The organism is Shimia sp. CNT1-13L.2, from assembly GCF_024331145.1.
Taxonomy (GTDB): domain Bacteria; phylum Pseudomonadota; class Alphaproteobacteria; order Rhodobacterales; family Rhodobacteraceae; genus Shimia.
Genome location: NZ_JANDJO010000007.1, coordinates 69,552 through 86,467, shown reverse-complemented (window position 1 = coordinate 86,467; position 16,916 = coordinate 69,552). Strand labels below are relative to the sequence as shown.

Annotated in this window: 13 protein-coding genes; 6 read left to right on the top strand and 7 right to left on the bottom strand. The window is 59.3% G+C overall.

Annotated features, from left to right (window positions below):
- Positions 1 to 5 precede the first annotated feature (5 nt).
- Positions 6 to 929, top strand: a complete 924-nt coding sequence (locus NNA36_RS15055) for a lysophospholipid acyltransferase family protein (RefSeq protein ID WP_255108498.1) — start codon at positions 6 to 8, stop codon at positions 927 to 929.
- Between the two features lie 126 nt (positions 930 to 1,055).
- Here the strand turns inward: NNA36_RS15055 and NNA36_RS15050 are convergent, their stop codons facing one another.
- The 3 genes from NNA36_RS15050 to NNA36_RS15040 all read right to left on the bottom strand — a co-directional run bounded on the left by NNA36_RS15050 (position 1,056) and on the right by NNA36_RS15040 (position 4,969).
- Positions 1,056 to 2,378: an aspartate aminotransferase family protein gene (locus NNA36_RS15050; RefSeq protein ID WP_255108496.1), complete on the bottom strand. Its 1,323-nt coding sequence runs from the start codon at positions 2,376 to 2,378 to the stop codon at positions 1,056 to 1,058.
- A complete protein-coding gene (locus tag NNA36_RS15045) occupies positions 2,375 to 3,904 on the bottom strand; it encodes a trimethylamine methyltransferase family protein (protein WP_255108494.1) in 1,530 nt (509 codons plus the stop codon). The genes NNA36_RS15050 and NNA36_RS15045 overlap by 4 nt, the downstream gene beginning before the upstream one ends.
- Positions 3,905 to 4,003: 99 nt before the next feature.
- The gene (locus NNA36_RS15040) at positions 4,004 to 4,969 is read right to left on the bottom strand and encodes a LysR family transcriptional regulator (protein WP_255108492.1); all 966 of its coding nucleotides are present in this window, start codon (positions 4,967 to 4,969) and stop codon (positions 4,004 to 4,006) included.
- A 142-nt stretch (positions 4,970 to 5,111) separates the two neighbouring features.
- Here NNA36_RS15040 and NNA36_RS15035 point away from each other — a divergent pair, with 142 nt between their 5' ends.
- Both NNA36_RS15035 and NNA36_RS15030 read left to right on the top strand, forming a co-directional pair.
- Entirely contained in the window at positions 5,112 to 7,499 is a 2,388-nt protein-coding gene (locus NNA36_RS15035; RefSeq protein ID WP_255108490.1) for an FAD-dependent oxidoreductase, read from the top strand.
- A complete protein-coding gene (locus NNA36_RS15030) occupies positions 7,496 to 9,910 on the top strand; it encodes an FAD-dependent oxidoreductase (RefSeq protein ID WP_255108488.1) in 2,415 nt (804 codons plus the stop codon). Before NNA36_RS15035 ends, NNA36_RS15030 begins: the two co-directional genes overlap by 4 nt.
- A 27-nt stretch (positions 9,911 to 9,937) precedes the next feature.
- Here the strand turns inward: NNA36_RS15030 and NNA36_RS15025 are convergent, their stop codons facing one another.
- A complete protein-coding gene (locus NNA36_RS15025) occupies positions 9,938 to 10,966 on the bottom strand; it encodes an alkane 1-monooxygenase (RefSeq protein ID WP_255108486.1) in 1,029 nt (342 codons plus the stop codon).
- 192 nt (positions 10,967 to 11,158) lie between these two features.
- Between NNA36_RS15025 and NNA36_RS15020 the strand changes: the two genes are divergently transcribed.
- A complete protein-coding gene (locus NNA36_RS15020) occupies positions 11,159 to 12,847 on the top strand; it encodes an NAD(P)H-dependent oxidoreductase subunit E (protein WP_255108484.1) in 1,689 nt (562 codons plus the stop codon).
- 53 nt (positions 12,848 to 12,900) lie between these two features.
- Here the strand turns inward: NNA36_RS15020 and NNA36_RS15015 are convergent, their stop codons facing one another.
- Both NNA36_RS15015 and NNA36_RS15010 read right to left on the bottom strand, forming a co-directional pair.
- On the bottom strand, positions 12,901 to 13,389 hold the full coding sequence (locus tag NNA36_RS15015; RefSeq protein WP_255108481.1) for a hypothetical protein: 489 nt from the start codon (positions 13,387 to 13,389) through the stop codon (positions 12,901 to 12,903).
- Between the two features lie 28 nt (positions 13,390 to 13,417).
- A complete protein-coding gene (locus NNA36_RS15010; RefSeq protein ID WP_255108479.1) occupies positions 13,418 to 13,897 on the bottom strand; it encodes a helix-turn-helix domain-containing protein in 480 nt (159 codons plus the stop codon).
- A gap of 211 nt (positions 13,898 to 14,108) precedes the next feature.
- On the opposite strand from NNA36_RS15010, the gene NNA36_RS15005 reads away from it, so the two are divergent.
- Positions 14,109 to 14,792, top strand: coding sequence for a lysoplasmalogenase (locus NNA36_RS15005; protein ID WP_255108477.1), 684 nt, complete (start codon positions 14,109 to 14,111; stop codon positions 14,790 to 14,792).
- 7 nt (positions 14,793 to 14,799) lie between these two features.
- On the opposite strand, the gene NNA36_RS15000 is transcribed toward NNA36_RS15005, so the two are convergent.
- Positions 14,800 to 15,645 (bottom strand): FkbM family methyltransferase, encoded by an 846-nt coding sequence (locus NNA36_RS15000; protein WP_255108475.1) that lies wholly within the window; start codon positions 15,643 to 15,645, stop codon positions 14,800 to 14,802.
- Positions 15,646 to 15,752: 107 nt separating this feature from the next.
- Here NNA36_RS15000 and ftsY point away from each other — a divergent pair, with 107 nt between their 5' ends.
- Positions 15,753 to 16,910: a signal recognition particle-docking protein FtsY gene (gene ftsY / locus NNA36_RS14995; RefSeq protein ID WP_255108473.1), complete on the top strand. Its 1,158-nt coding sequence runs from the start codon at positions 15,753 to 15,755 to the stop codon at positions 16,908 to 16,910.
- The last annotated feature ends 6 nt before the right edge of the window (positions 16,911 to 16,916 follow it).

Here is a 16,916-nt window from a genome sequence, read left to right as displayed (position 1 = left end):
AGAGGATGGTTCAGAAACCAAAGGGGCCGGGGAGCAAACAGGCGGATCAGCACAAGGCGACACGTCTGTTGATCGGTCAGGGTGACGGTGCAAGCCTGACTGACCAGCCGTATGACCGCCGCCGCTTGTCTTACGCATCTACGTTCCGAAACCCGGTTCAGCGGTGGATGATCCAGGCCATCGAACTGGCGACAAGCAAGTACCACTTGTTGCGGCGCATACGTCGGTTCGAAGCCATGGGGGTGCCTGTCGGGCAGGCATTCTGGGCGCAGGCGCTGGGGGTGATGGGGATTGAGCTACTGACCCCGATGGAGGAAATTCGCCGGATACCTGCCGAGGGGCCCGTGGTCATCGTCGCCAACCACCCGCATGGCCTGGTGGATGGGATGATACTTGCCGAGCTGATTGGAAAGGTTCGCACCGACTATAAAATTCTCACGCGCTCGCTGCTGACAGGGGTGGTGGAAATCGATCAGTTCATGATCCCGGTCCCCTTCGATCATGAGCCGGATGCGCTGAAGCTGAGCCTTGAAATGCGACGCAGGGCGATGGAACACCTGTCCCGGGATGGTGTGATTGCGCTGTTTCCATCCGGCGTTGTCGCCTCGTCGGATGGCTGGTGGGGAGAGGCAGTAGAACGCGACTGGAACCCCTTTACGGCCAAGATTATCCAGCGCTCCGGTGCCACCGTTGTGCCGATCCGCTTTCCGGGAAGCAACAGCCGCGCCTACCAGATCGCGAGCAACGTTTCGGCCACACTGCGCCAGGGATTGCTTCTTTACGAAGTGCGTCATGCCCTGGACAAACCCCAGCGTCCCTTCGTGGGAGAGCCGATTGCGAAAGATGAACTGGCGAAATGGGCGGGCAATCCAAGAGGGTTGCTCGATTTTCTCAGGCAACGCACGATTTCCTTGGGCACGCGTGAATGATTTGCGCCAAACGGCAGTGCAGCGCGGCAAGAAAGAGCCGAACCCTTGTACAAAATCATCGGGCGGGACCTCCGGATCACAAAGAGCGTCCTGTATTAGGAGCTCTTGGTCTTGAGGTGTGCTGGTTCAGGCCTTCTTGAGAGAAGAAAATGCGTGATCCAAGCCGCCATGAACCCGGTCAACATCTTCTAGTGACAGGCACATTGGCGGCACCATTCGCAAGCAGGATTGGTAGGCACCGGATTTTGACAGGATAATCCCACTGCTACGTGTGGCTTCGAATACTGCAGCGGTCGTCTGCGGATCGGGTTCCTTGGTCTTGTGATCCTTGACCATCTCGATCGCCAGCATCAAACCGCGGCCTCGGACATCGCCTATAGCATCATGCTTTTCTTTTAGTCTGTGCAGACGTTCGAGCAATGCCGCCCCTACCGTACGGGCGTTTTCCTGAACCTTGTCTTCGCGGATCACTTCCAACACCGCGCGGCCTGCTGCACAGCTTGTCGGGTTCGCTCCGTAGGTGTGAAACATGAACTTGTCGGCCATCGGCGCAGCAATGTGTTTGCGGGCGACGACGGCGCCCAGCGGGAAGCCATTGCCGATACCTTTGGCCATGACGACGATGTCGGGAATGACGCCATCGGCCTCGAAACCCCACATGTGATCGCCAGTCCGGCCAAAGCCTGCCTGAACTTCGTCGGCAATAAGCAACCCGCCCGCCGCACGAACACGTTCTGCGGCACCGGTCATGTAGCCCTTGGGCATTTCAACGATGCCGCCGTAGCCCTGAACGCTTTCGATAAAGATGCCCGCGACCTTGCCGGATGTGGCTGCGTGTATCGTGCGTTCGATCTCGTCCAGATACGGCTGAGCTCCCGCATTTTGGCCAAAGATACCGCGATATTGGTTCGGCTCAGGGACAAAGGCCACGTTTCCGGGCATGCCGGGATGACGCCAGCCGGAGATACCGGTGATGGACTGGGCTGCGGCGGTTGGCCCGTGGTAGGCCGACCTCAGAGCCAGGAGGTCAAGGTTGCCCGTAAAACTGCGGGCCATGGTCATGGCGAGGTCAATGGCTTCGGAGCCAGAGTTGGTGAAATGTACGACCCACTCTATGTCGCCAGTCGGGTTGGGCATCGTTGCCGCCAGTTCTTCTGCGAAATGCGCGGGCACGGGATGGTAGAACATCGTCGTGCAGTGAGTGAGTTCTCGCGCTTGTTCCATTGCGGCAGCAACGACCTTGGGGTGGCTGTGCCCCACAGAAATGCACACGTTCATGCCAAGGAGGTCGGTGTATTTCTTGCCTTCGGCATCCCAAAGGTACTGCATAGATCCCTTTTTGAAGACCAGTGGATCCTTGAACGGAACGAACTTGCGTTGTGAGGCGGCATAAAAATTATCGCGGCGCGCGGCCGTTTCTTTGAGCGTCCAGTCGGTGTGAGGGGTCATGGTCTTTCTCCTGTGATCTCCTGGCTCCGGCGCTCAACGAACGCGTCCAAAGCTTCGCGTACTTCAATGTCCATTTCGGGTGGTTCGTAGTTTTCGATCAGGTCTTTCACGCGCGCGGTTGCGCGTTCATGTGTCCAAGACGCGCCTTCGGCCTGCCACTGCTCGAAAGTGCCGTTGTCTGACATTTCGCCCATCCAAAAGGCGGTTTCGAAATTGTCTTGTGTGTGTTGTGCCCCCAGGAAATGCCCGCCGGGGTTGACCTCTGCAAAGGCGTCCATGGCCTGCGCGGTTTCCGAAAAATCAACGCCCTGAGTGAACCTTTGCAAGGCCGAGCACCGGTCGGCATCCATCACGATCTTTTCGTAGCCTGTGGTGAGAAGCCCTTCGAGGCAGCCGGTGGCATGTATGATAAAGTTCACGCCAGCCAGTGTCGCGCCCATTAATTGCGCCTGGCTTTCATACCCCGCCTGAGCATCCGGGACTTTCGCGGCAGTCAGACCTCCGACAGAGTGGAACGGCAGGCCAAGGCGGTCAGCAAGTGTTTTGGCGCACATCTGGAACAAGGTGCCTTCGGGCGTGCCGAAGGTAGGTGCGCCGGTTTTTAGTGAGATCGGCGAAAAAAATGTGCCGAAGGCTGCCGGTGCGCCGGGGCGGATGAGCTGGATCAGGGCGACCGAGGCCATGACTTCGGCCAGAACCTGGGCCAGTGTCGCTGCGACGGAAACGGGCGACATTGCCCCTCCCAGAACAAATGGGGACACCACGGTGCACTGCCCTGCCTGAGCGTATTCCTTGAGCGCCCAGAGCATGGTTTCATCCATCACCAGAGGGGCGTTCGTGTTGACCACGGAATAGAGCACACAGTTTTCCTCAACGAACCGAGATCCCATTGCGATCTTGCACATCTCGATCGTGTCGCGTGCGCGTTCGGGGGCGGTTACGGCGCCCATGAAGGGCTTGTCGTTCATGGTCAGATGCGTGTGGGCCATGTGCAGGTGTCGCAGTTCCACGGGCACATCGACGGGCTCGACGACAACCCCGCCTGAGTGATTGATGGCTCCAAGCTGGTGGTGAAGCTTCGTGATGTTTCGGAAGTCTTCCAACGTGGCATACCGCCGACCGTGTTCCATGTCGTGGACGAAGGGTGGCCCGAAACTCGGCGCATAGACCTGTGCGTTCCCGCCGATTTGGATGGCCTTGCTGCTGTTGCGGGCGTGCTGGGTGAAGATTGATGGTGCCGTCTTGATCTTGTCTCGACACCAACCGGGATCAAAGCGAACGCGCTCTCCATCCACGCGGGCACCATGTGCTTTGAACAGCTCTATGGTGTCGGGATCACCTCTGAATTCCATTCCGATTTCGTCAAGAATCCGGTCGGCGTTGCGCTCGACAATGGCAATCGATTCGTCGTCAATGACGCTAACACTTGCGATTTTTCGTAGGGTGAACGGCGCTGCAAGATTGGCCTTTGCAGTTCTTGCCGCCATACGCTCCTTGCGTCCTGCTCGTCTGGTTGTTCTTGCCACGCTGAAACCTCCTGACCAGTCGCTTCAAGAAAGACATGGCAAGGAAAAGGGCGCGGTGACAGGAAAAACAGGCGCCATAAGAAGTACTAATAAAGTCGATTAGGAGTGATAAATAACGTCTGCAGCCAGATTAGGAAGTAGTTTTTCGAAGCTCTGGCGCAGCAGTTCCTGGCTTTTTTCCGCAATCATGCGGGGAATGTCCTCAAGATTTCCGGGACGGTAGATCGCCACGATCGAGCGTTTGAAGCCTGTGATTGGCAGCGGTTCAACACGCAAGTCCATGCCCTCGGCAATGGCGTCGATAAGAAGACTGGGCGTCAGGATGGCAAAGCACTTTCCGGTGGTGACGCCTGCCACGACCATGGATGCACGGTCGGCGTCCATGGTTCTGGGAAGATCGATTCGGCAGCGTTGCAGGTGCTGATCTGTACGGCGTCCGACTGGTGCGTCTGCGCTGAACCTGACGAAAGAAAGGTGTTGAGAGATGGCTTGAATGTCATTGGTAGGTCCGTTGTAAGAGCCTGGAAGAACTAGGTAAAAAGCTTCTTCCAACACGGGTATGACTTCGTAGTCCGTCAAGTCGAATTGCGGGTCCGATGTAATGGCAATATCTGTGCTCTTGGTGTTGAGGGCGGTCTGGTGATCCGTTGCAAGGCCAGCGGCAAGGCTCAGTTCGGGGATATGCAGCTCTTCGCGAGACATATCCAGCAATCCCGTGGTGAGGGTGGTGGCAATCGATGCCAGCATTGCAATCCGCAGGATTGGTAGCGAGTTCGACTGGACATGCCGCATGTCTGATCGCAGATCTTCGACCTCGTTGAGAATGCGAAATGCCCGTCGTTTAAGGATTTCTCCCGCGTGGGTCAGTTCGAGTGGTCGCCTTGTCCTATCGAACAATGTGGCGTCCAGCGACCATTCCAGCTTCTTGATTTGCTGGGACACGGCAGATTGCGTCATTCCGAGAGCAACCGCAGCTCCGGTCACATGCCGAGAGTCCGACACGGCCATGAAAACTTCCAGTGCTCGCAACAGGTTAACATCGTGTTCAGATTGGCTTCTTTTCATTTCGTTCTACTAATCATTAGTCTTTCTTATGCTCTGACTCCCAACTTGCTTCGTCCAAGGCGGAGTGACAAGCCATAGAAGGGGGCGGGACCAATTGCGCGGCCGCCCGTAAAACCTCGTTAGCACAAGGGCTCGAGATGACATGAAGCGTATTCTGATCATTGGTGGAGGGGCAATTGGCCTGAGTCTGGCCTATCATCTGGCAGGGCGAGCGCATGTAACTTTGCTTGATCGCAACAAACTGACGAGTGGCACAAGTTGGCATGCAGCCGGGATCGTAGGACCTTTGCGTGCAACGTCCAATATGACCAAGCTTGCAATGTATGCGGGAGAGCTGTTTCCGCGGCTCGAAGATGAGACAGGATTGGGCACCGGCTATCGCAAGACCGGCGGATACTGGCTGGCGCGGGAAGATGCGAGGATGGACGAGTTGTACCGGATTGCCGCTCTGGGGCGACACTTTGGGCTGACACCTTCTATTGTCACAGCCAATCAGATTGATGTTCCCGGATTGGACCTGACCGGGGTTGTTGGTGCGCTCAGGGTCGAAGAAGACGCGAACGTGAACCCGGTCGATCTTTGCATGGCATATGCGCGAGCCGCGTGTGCGAAGGGGGCAGAGATCCGGGAGAATACCAGCGTCAGCTCTTTGCTTGTCGAAAGCAGTGTTTGCAAAGGTGTGTGTCTGGCAGACGGGACTGAAATCCTTGCGGATCAAGTCGCTTTATGTGCGGGGGCGTGGTCCAAGAAGCTGGCCGATGAAGCTGGTGTCGCCTTACCGCTTCAAGCCGTCGAGCATATGTATGTGGTCACCGAACCCATGGCGGGCCTGCCAAATCCCTATCCCATTTTGCGCGATCTGGATCGTGGCATCTACGTCAAAGGGGATGCCGGGAAGCTGGTTTTTGGAGGTTTCGAGCCTAACGCCAAATGCTGGGATGCCTTTGGGCCCGAAGGGGATCGTCCCTTTCTAGAGATGCCGGAAGATTGGGACCAATTCATGCCGTTCATGGAGGCGGCTCTTGCGTTGGTTCCCGAGTTGGAAACCGCCGGTATCCAATATTTCATGAACGGCCCGGAGAGCTTTACGGCGGATACCAAGCCCCTGATCGGGCAAACACCCGAGGTGGACAACCTTTACGTTGCCGCCGGCATGAACTCGGTCGGCGTGATGTCTTCGGCGGGAATTGGACGTGTCCTGGCAGATTGGATGGTGGATGGGCAACCGCCGATGGATTTGTGGGAAGTGGACATCGCGCGTGTCGATCCAAGAACCGCGTGCAAGGAGCACATGGAGACCCGCATGGAAGAAGCGGTCAGCGATGCGTTCTCGCTACATTGGCCGTTCAAACAGCCAAAGTCCGGTCGTGGCCTTCGCAAGTCGGCATTGCATGAACGCTGGAAAAGAGCAGGGGCGCAGTTCGGCCTGACTGCGGGGTGGGAGCGGGGGCTGTGGTACGCGAAAGATGGTAGCGAAACCAACCTGCCTTACTCCGTTGGTGATCAGCCTTGGTATCCGATTGCCGTGCGCGAAGCAGACATCATGCGATTCGGGGCCGCACTTGTTGATCTGTCGCCCTTTGGCAAATTTGACGTGCAGGGGCCGGATGCGCTGGACATGCTGCAATATCTGGCGACCGCAAATTTGGATGTGGCCGTAGGCCGTTCCGTATATACGCCCTTGACCAATGCAAAGGGCGGTATTGAAGCTGATGTGACCATTGCACGCGTGGCTGAGGACGCTTTTCGCGTAACGAGCGGTGCGGCCACCCGCACGAAGGACCGGGCGTGGCTTCGGCGCCATGCGAGCGGGCGGCGAGTGGCAATAGTCGACGTCACCGAGAGTGAAGTGGTGTTGGGCGTAATGGGGCAGGGGGCGCGCGACTTGCTCAAGTCCCTGTCCCCGGATGATTGGGATGACTTCCCGTTTTCGTCTTTCAAACCCGTTACCGTTGCCGATCAAAGGCTGGTCGCAACGCGCGTTAGCTTTGTAGGTGAGTTGGGATGGGAGTTATCTATTGATGCGGACAGGGCAGGGCCTGTTTTTGATGCTCTTTACAAAGGCGGCGCGAGACCTCTCGGTCATTTTGCCCTGGACGGTTGCCGCATCGAAAAAGGCTTCAAGCACTGGGGGCATGATCTTGGCCCCGAGATGACGCCACTTGAGGCAGGACTAGGTTTCGCCGTCGACTGGTCGAAGAGCTTTCTTGGCAAAGAGGCGCTGGAACAGCAAAGAGTCGAGGGCGTGTCCATCAAACAGGCGATGTTCGACCTGCCAGAACATCCGCTTGTGCTGCACGACGAGCCCATCTGGGAAGATGGACGCGTTGTCGGCATGACAACCAGCGGCGCGCGTGGGGTGCGCACGGGCATGACGCTTGCCCTTGGGATGATCCGGGTTTCACCGGGGGAAAAGCTGGCCGTGACGCAGAAACGAAAATTCGAAATAGAAATTGCGGGCGTTCGGTACGCAGCACATGTCCTGGTGCGCCCCCCGTTTGATCCAACAGGCGAAAGGATGCGCGGATGAGCACGACGAACGCTCAGGTTCTGATCATAGGCGGCGGCGCCATGGGTGTGTCTCTGATGTACCACCTGGCGAAGGTGGGGTGGTCTGATGTTGTCCTGACGGAAAAGAACGACCTGACACATGGTTCGACGTGGCACGCGGCGGGTCTGTGTACGCACTTTGCCCACAATCCCACCATCCAGGAACTTCGCGCGACTTCGGTCCGGCTTTACCGCGACATTCTTCCCGAAGAGACAGGTGACACCTGTGGTTTTCATCGTTCGGGCGCCATGCGCATCACGTCCAACCCGGATCGCATGGACGAGTTTGCTCATGTTGCGGGGCTTTCACGGTTCACGGGCTATAATCTCGAGCTGTTGACGCCCTACGATATTGAGCGTCTGCATCCCCTTGCGCGTACCGAAGGGTTGTTGGGGGGAATTTACGAGCCTGACGATGGCCACGTTGATCCCTCGTTGGCGACCAACGCAATGGCCAAGGTCGCGCGAGCGAGAGGGGCGACCGTTCTTCGATACAATCCGGTGACCAGCATCCGTCGTGAGGGAGGGCTGTGGGTCGTGGAAACGCAAAAGACCAGGATCCACGCAAAGCATATTGTAAATGCCGCTGGCACCTGGGGATGGGAAATCGGCCACATGATGGGGTTGAACATTCCGTCTGTGCCGGTGTTGCACCAGTATCTTGTTACCGACACGGTTCAGGCGGTCTCTGATCGAATTGCAAAGGGATTGCCCGAACTGCCAATGATCCGTGATCCCGAGGAAAGCTGGTATGTGCGTCAAGAGCGCGACGGCCTGATCCTCGGGCCATACGAAAAGGATGCGCAGCCCTGGTCAATTGACGGGTGCCCTCCGGACTTCGGGGCTAACCTGATGCCACCGGATCTCGACAGGGTCGAGGACATCATCATGATGGCGATGGCGCGCATTCCGGCATTGGAAACAAGTGGGATCAAATCCGTTGTCAATGGCCCCATCACATTCACACCTGATGCCAACCCACTGATCGGGCCGGCGCATGGGCTGCCAAACGCCTGGTTGCTGACCGGGTCCTCCATGGGCGTGATGGAAGGCGGCGGCGCAGGCTGGTTCCTGGCGCATTGGATGACCAACGGAGCTCCGCCTATGGACGCCTTGGCCATCGACAGCCGGCGCTTCGGGGCATGGGCGGACCGGGACTATCGTGTTGAGAAGGCAATTGAGTGTTTCGGTCTTCAGTTCGGCGTGCACTATCCGCATGAAGAGCGCCCAGCGGCGCGTGGCAAACGACTGTCGCCGATCCACGATCTTCTGCTTGAGCGCGGGGCGGTCATGGGGGCGGCTCATGGCTGGGAGCGTCCCAATTGGTTCAGCGACAAAAACGGCGACGAAGCGGTGCCGACTTTCCGCCGCTCCAACTGGTTCGAGCCGGTCGCGAGAGAATGCGGGGCGGTGACCAACGGCGTTGGTCTTGCAGACATGTCAGTGTTTTCGAAATTCGAGGTGACAGGCTCGGACGCCCGCGCCTTTGTTGACTATGTTGGTACCAACTTTGCGCCGAAACCTGGCCGCATATGCTTGACATACGCGCTGACGCCAGATGGTGGTACGCAATCAGAATTTACCGTGACGGCGCTGGCGGAGAACCATTTCTACCTGACCAGCGCGGCGGCTGCAGAGGAAATGGATGGGGACCTGCTGGCTGAACGGTCGACCGGGTTTGACGTGAAGATTTCGAATGTGACCGAGAGCTTTGGCGTCCTGAGCTTGATGGGGCCGCGGTCGCGGGCTGTTCTGGGGCAACTCACCACAGGCGAACTAGGAGCCGATTTCTCCAGGCTCTCGGTTCGTGAGATCGACATCGCTGGTTGTCCTGTGCGGGCTTTGCGTGTGTCATATGTTGGCGAGTTGGGATGGGAGTTACACGTGCCAGCCAATCACCTTGAGGAAGTTTTTCTTGCACTGGAAACGGCCGGAAAGCCGCACGGATTGGCCCTCTTCGGGGCCTATGCCATGAATGCGATGCGGCTGGAAAAAGGGTATCGCGCCTGGGGCAGTGACTTCACAACCGAACGGACGCCCGCGGAAACCGGTGCCGGGTTCCTGATCAAGATGGATCACGAGTTTGTCGGCAAAGCCGCATTAGCAGATCGTATGTTGGCAGAGGACAGGTGGGATATGGTCTTGTTGGAGATCGAAGGTGGCGATGTCGATCCCTATTACGCGCACTGTGTCGTGCAGGGGGATGCTGTCGTTGGTATCGTTACCTCCGCGGCCTTTGGACATCGTACCGGCAAGACGCTTGCACTGGCCTATCTTCGTGATCGCAGCGCTCGCGAAGGGCTTTCGGTTGAGATCCTTGGGCGCACGCGCCCAGCGAAAATCCTCGATGAGCCGCCATTTGACCCTTCAAACACGCGCATGAAGGCGTGATCGGGAACCCGGTCTGACAAGCGGCGCTCAGCTCCTGTTGAGGTTCAAACTTGCCACCCTGGGGTCCATCACGCGGCGCCACATGCGGGGCCAGAGGGCAAGGGCGCCCATCAGGGGCAGGGAGCGGGGCAGGATCGGCATGGTGGCGTGGTCGAGGGCGAGGGACGGGTAGGTGCGCAGCGGGTGCATGTGGTGGTCCGAGTGGCGCGGGGCATTCAGCATCAGGGCCGAGGAATAGAACTGGGGCGCGTTCCAGCTGTGCTGGGGGCCGACGGGTTCGAGACGGCCGTCCGCGCCACGGGTCCGGCGCAATCCGTAGTGTTGCACGTAGTCCGAGACCAGAAGCTGCATTGTCGCGTACGTACAGAGGCAGAGGTAGGCGACAAGGCCTGTTAGGCCGAAGAGCGTTGTCATCAGCCAGAGCATCATCAGGCCGCCACCGACATAGGCGACGTAGGGGTGGTCTGACAGAGGCTTGGGGCGACGGCGACGCAGGGCGTTTTCGGCGGCAAGGCCTTTGAGGAAGGAGCCGATCCAGGCACGCGGCCAGAAATGGTAGAAGCTCTCACGGGGGCGCGGGCTGTTGGGGTCCATGTCGCTGGCGACCCAGACGTGGTGAACGCGGGGGTGAGCCGAGGCGTGGTGGCCGAACAGCAGCGAGATGTAGACCAGTTTGCCAAGACGGCGGGGCCAGCGGGCCTGTTTGTGAATCAACTCGTGCGCATTGGCGTTGCTGACCTGTCCGAAGAAGAGCCCGAAGGCGATGAAACAGGCGATCCGTTCGCCCGCGCCCAGGCCGCTGTTGCCGCCGATGGCGAAGATTGCGATGAATATCAGGCAGATATGGGCAAGGCCGAGAGTGATCGCGAGGGGTTCGCCTACCGGAAACTCGCCATCGGCACCGCGTCGGGCAACCGCGCCCTGAACGATGCGGTCCATCAGGTAGGTAAAGGCGGTGAGGTACAGGAGGGCCAAAAGGCACCAGAGGCCGCCTGCAAGGCCCGCGAGGGCAAGGAGGGCAACGGGCAGAAGTGTTGCCACGGTAAACCAGATCATCGCGACGCTTTCCTTGAATTCGGCGGGTTTCACATATTAGCGCATAGTCCGGTAAGGGATACAATCCGGAGCCGTAACGAGAGGCTTTGGGATATACGAACGCATACAGTCGCCTGCATGTCGTTTTTGACCACGCCTGTGGGACGCGGAAAACGCTAGTGTGCCGCCAATACCAAGCTCAAGGGGGCCGCAATGGCATTGGACGAGTCCAAGAAAGGCATCTGGAAGTCAGGCAAAGGCAAGGGGCGCAAAACCCCGAAAGGACGTCAGCTTGATGATACCGCACATGCAGAGGTGCTGGCGCTGCTGGGTGATCGCCCGCGCACCCGCGATCTGCTGATCGAGTTCCTGCACCTGATTCAGGATGAATATGGCCATTTGTCGGCTGCGCATATGCGCGCTGTGGCGGAAGAGCTGCGCATCGGTCAGGCAGAAGTTTACGAAGTTGCTTCGTTCTATGCCCATTTCGACGTGGTGAAAGAGGGGGAAACCCCGCCGCCGTCGCTGACCATCCGGGTCTGCGATTCGCTGTCGTGCGAGCTGGCGGGTGCCGAACAGTTGCAGAAGGCGCTGGAAGACGGGCTGGACCCGTCGGAGGTGCGCGTTGTGCGTGCGCCCTGCATGGGCCGTTGCGATACCGCGCCGGTGCTGGAAATCGGTCACAACCACATCGACCATGCCACCCCCGAGAAGGTGCAGGCGGCGATTGCGGCGGATGACACCCACGCGCATATCCCCGACTACGAGGATTTCGCGGCCTATGAGGCCGAGGGTGGTTATGCGATTCTGAAGGACCTGCGCGCCAACGGCGACTGGGAAGCGGTTCAGGCAAAGTTGAAAGAGGCCGGTCTGCGCGGTCTGGGTGGTGCGGGTTTCCCGTCGGGCACCAAGTGGGGTTTCGTGCGTGCCAATGAAGGCCCGCGTTATCTTGCCGTGAATGGCGACGAGGGCGAACCGGGGACCTTCAAGGACCGTTACTATCTCGAGCGCACGCCGCATATCTTCCTTGAGGGTATGCTGATGGCGGCCTGGGCGGTGGAGGCCGAAAAGGCGTTCATCTACATGCGTGACGAATATCCGGCTGTTCTGGAAATCCTGCGCCGTGAAATTGCTGCGCTGGAAGCGGCAGGAATCGTCGAGGCCGGTTACATCGATCTGCGCCGTGGTGCGGGGGCCTATATCTGCGGCGAAGAAAGCGCGATGATCGAGTCGATCGAAGGCAAGCGTGGCGAGCCGCGTCACCGTCCGCCCTTCGTGGCGCAGGTGGGTATCTTTGGTCGCCCGACCCTCGTGCACAACGTCGAGACCCTGTATTGGGTCTGCAAGATCAACCGCGAGGGGCCGGAGTGTCTGAACTCGGTTGAAAAGAACGGCCGCACCGGTCTGCGCAGCTATTCGGTCTCGGGTCGCGTCAAGAACCCCGGCGTGCATCTTCTGCCGGCCGGTTCGACCATCACCGATATCATCGAGGCCTGCGGTGGCATGCTTGATGGCCACGCCTTCAAGGCCTATCAGCCGGGTGGTCCGTCGTCGGGCCTGCTGCCCGCCTCGATGAATGACATCCCTCTGGACTTTGACACCCTGCAACCGCACGGCACCTTTATCGGGTCTGCCGCCGTGGTGGTTCTGTCGGACAAGGACAGCGCGAAACAGGCGGCGCTGAACATGCTGCGTTTCTTCGAGGACGAAAGCTGTGGCCAGTGTACGCCTTGCCGCGTGGGGTGTGAAAAGGCCGTGAAGCTGATGAGCCAGGACAAGTGGGACATCGGTCTTCTGGAAGAGCTGAGCACGGCCATGGTGGATGCCTCGATCTGTGGTCTGGGGCAGGCGGCGCCGAACCCGATCCGTCTGACCATGAAGCACTTTGCCGACGAGATCTGAGGCCGGTCAAAACCAGATTGAAAAGCGCCCCGCTGATCGTGCGGGGCGTTTTGTTATTGCAGGGACCCTTTGAAGCGCAGGGCGCGGATCGAGCGACCGAGGAAGCTGCCGGAAGCAAAGGCGATCACGAGGGTGAAGGGGGCGAGGAATTCGGGGCTGCCATAGGCTGCCGGTGCCACGGCGCGCAGGGTGCCCGCCGCGAAATTGGCCCAGAACATCACCATCAGGACAGCAAAGGTGAACCATTCGCCGGACACCCTGAGGCGGGTGCCGTTGCGCCCGAGCAGCCAGCGGGATTGTAGGCCATGGGCGATATAGGCCCCGGCGAGGAAGCCGAACATGAAGCAGGGCCAGACGAAGCCGGGGTTGGGCAGGCGGGCCATACTGTTGAGGGTGATCAACCCGAGAAAGGGCAGGCCGTAGAACATCGCGCGGGACACGTTGCGCGTGCGGGTGGATTGCAGGCCCAGTAGCACGAGGCCGATGAACAGCGGCCATACCCAGAGCGGGGCACCGGATGCGATGCCTTGAAGAAGGTCCATGATTTCAATTCCTTGGAAGGGGTAGGCCTTAGCGGCGCATACGCTTTTCGATCTGGCGTTTTTCCCAGTCGCGGCCGAAGAGGTCGACAACTTCGAAAACGCTGAGGCCGTGGGCGGCGACACCAATACCCCAGCCCAGCATCGGCCAGATCGCCCAGAAATACCCGGGGCTTGTGGCAAGGTTGATGATCAGCAGAAGAACCATGACGGCGCCGTAGGTGGCCGCGTGCATGTAGAAGGATTTGATGTCGCGTACGTATTCCATGGCCTCGCGCTCTTCGGTTGCGAGGTCGGGAAGAATGGGGGCGCTTTGTTCAATAGGCATGTCCTGTTCCTTTCGGAGGTCTGAAAAATCGGTTTCCAGAACAGCGGCGATGCACTTGAGGGTCTCCGGGCTTGCGTTTGCTCCGCGTTCGATGCGCTGGAGCGTGCGGGTGCTGATCCCGGACATTTCGGCAAGTTGTTCCTGCGAGAGGCCCTTGTCCAAGCGAAGCTTTCGTACAATCACGTGCAATATTCCTTCTGTTCTAAACCGCTTATCGCAAATCCGTGTGTCGCCACGCCACGACAGGCCCCCGACATTTACCCGACAGGGAGGTGACACCCCAAGGAAAACTTGGGTGTGGAGCGTCGAATCTCGTGGCTGGCGGGGGTTCCGCCATGTAACGGGAGACATTGACGGGCGCGCTTGTCTAAGGTCAGCGCAAGGAGGACTGCCTATGACCCTGATGGAAGAGATTGCACTGCGTCAGTCGACGCGTTTTGGTTTGTTGGTGCTGGGCTGTCTTGCGGCCCTGATCTATGCAGCGGTCTTTTGCTATCGCGGGCCGTCGGTGGCCAAGACCGTGGTCAAATCGGTGCCGCTCTTGTCCTTTGCCGGGGCAGGGTTGGTGAGCTTTGCCAATCCCTTTGTCGTGGGGGCTTTGTTCATGTCTGCCGTTGGCGATATTGCCCTGTCGCGGGATGGCGAGAGGCCGTTTCTCGTGGGGCTGGTGGCCTTTGCCCTGGCCCATGTTCTCTATATCCTGCATTTCTGGGGGCTGGCCGGGGGGATTACCGGCGCTTTCGAGGTGCCGATGCTTCCGGTGCTGGTGATCCTGTTTGCCCTCTCGACAGAGTGGTGGCTTGCGCCGCACACCGACGATATGCGCTGGCCGGTGCGGGTTTACGTGGTGCTGATTGCGGTCATGGGCCTGCTGGCGCTGGGGCTGCCGGGGATGCTTCTTGCGACGCTGGGGGCCTTTGCCTTTCTCGCCTCGGATACGATCCTGTCGATCCAGCTGTTCCGCATGGATGAACAGTCGCGCTGGCAGGTGCCGGCGGCGGTGGCGCTCTGGCTGCTGTATGCGGGCGGGCAGTTTATCATCCTTGTCGGGGCAGGTTGGCAAACGCCGCTGTTCTGATGGCGGTTTATTCCACGTCGCGCTGATAGAGTGAGTTGATGCGGGTGCGGCCAACGCATTTATAGCCCAGCCGTTCAAACGCGGCAGTACAGGCCGGGTAGTCGTCGGGGCCGACGCGTTCGATCACGATGCGGTCGGGGATCATGTCACCCTCGGCGGTTTCCAGGAAGGGGGCGAGCGCGAGATCCTCGTGGCCTTCCACATCGATCTTGAGCGAGTCCACGCGAGTGATGCCCTGTTCCGCCAGAATACGGTCGAGGCGACGGATCGGCACGTCGCCTTCTGCGTCTTCCACCACATTCACGATGGCCACGTCATCGGCATGGATGCGCAGGCTGGCCATGCCGTCGGTATCGCCCACTGCTGCGTGGATCACATCAATGGTCTTGAGGCCGGTGGCATTGGCGTTGAAGTTCAGCGTGTCGACCATTGCCTTGTTGGCGTCGATTGAAATGGTGCGCGCACCGGTTAGGGCCATTGGCTGGCTGTAAAGGCCGATGTTGGAGCCGATGTCGATGGCTACTTTACCGTCTCCCAAGTTGGCGGTGAGAAAGTCGATCTCGGTTTTATTGTAGGTCGGCTGCATCAGCAGGCCGTAGTCGATCAGGTTGGAATGCAGGCCGATGCGGAAACAGGCGCCAAAGCGGCGAATGTCGAGGGGTTTGCCGAAGCGGTAGGTCAAGAGGCTCATGCGGTAACGCAGCTTGCCGCGGCTTAGGATGGTGTTGCGGGTCAGGCCGATCAGGAAGCGCTGGATGGCGCTGGGGGCGTGAGATCCGAAGGGCGCGGACAGTCCGGATTGATCGGTAGTGTGTTCGTCGCGGCTCAGTGCCCGTGTTTCACGATCAATCACTTTGTCCTCCTAACTTGCGCTCCGCAATATGACGGGGTGCGCGGTTGCCCCCCTTTTCACTGCATTTCCGATTAGCTAAAGGTAGCTTGTCATTCAAGCGAGCTCTCATGTCCTTTTTCAACAAACTGAAAACCCGTCTCTTCAAATCCTCTTCGAAACTGGAAGAGGGGCTGGATGCTATCATCGAAGAAGGTGGCGAGGAAGTTGCGGCCGATGAGGCCGTGGAAGAGGGTATTGTTGAGACCGCGCCGGAGCCGGCTGTCGAGGACGAACCTGTCGCCGACCCTGAGCCCGCATCGGAAGGTGTGTCCGAGGTAACTCCCGAGCCGGACGTTATGCCGGAGCCTGTTGCAGCTTCGGAGCCTGCCGCGCCGAAGCCGGGTATTCTGGCGCGTCTGACCGGACGGGGCGGTTCCGCGCCGGTGGTCAAGCGGGTGCTGGACGATGACATGCTGGAGCAGTTGGAAGAACTGTTGATCGCCTCGGACATGGGTGTGGATACAGCGCTTCGGGTGACGGCGAACATTGCGGAGGGTCGCTTTGGCAAACGCCTGTCGACCGAAGAGATCAAGCGGCTTCTGGCGCAGGAAGTGTCGCGCATCATGGAGCCGGTGGCGCGTCCGATGCCGCTTTATCCCACTACGCCGCAGGTGGTGCTGGTGGTGGGCGTGAACGGGGCGGGCAAGACTACGACTATTGGCAAGCTGGCCAGCCAGTTCCGCGCGGCGGGGAAATCGGTTGTGATCGCGGCAGGCGATACCTTTCGTGCGGCGGCGGTTGAACAGCTGCAGGTCTGGGGCGAACGTGCCGGTGTGCCGGTTCTGACCGCGCCAGAAGGATCGGATCCCGCGAGCCTTGCCTTTGATGCGATGACCAAGGCGCAGGAAGACGGGGCGGATCTGTTGATGATCGACACGGCGGGCCGGTTGCAGAACCGTCAGGACCTGATGGAAGAGCTTGCCAAGATCGTGCGGGTGATCCGCAAGAAAGACGAGAACGCGCCGCATAACACGCTGTTGGTGCTGGATGCCACGACGGGGCAGAACGCGGTGAGCCAGGTCGAAACCTTCCAGAAGCTCGCGGATGTGTCGGGGCTTGTGATGACCAAGCTGGACGGCACCGCCAAGGGCGGTATCCTCGTGTCGCTGGCCGACAAGTTCGGACTGCCGATCCATGCCATTGGTGTTGGCGAACAGATCGACGATCTCGCGCCGTTCGATCCCGAGGAGTTCGCGGCGGCGCTGATCGGTCTCAAGAGTCAATAGGCGGGC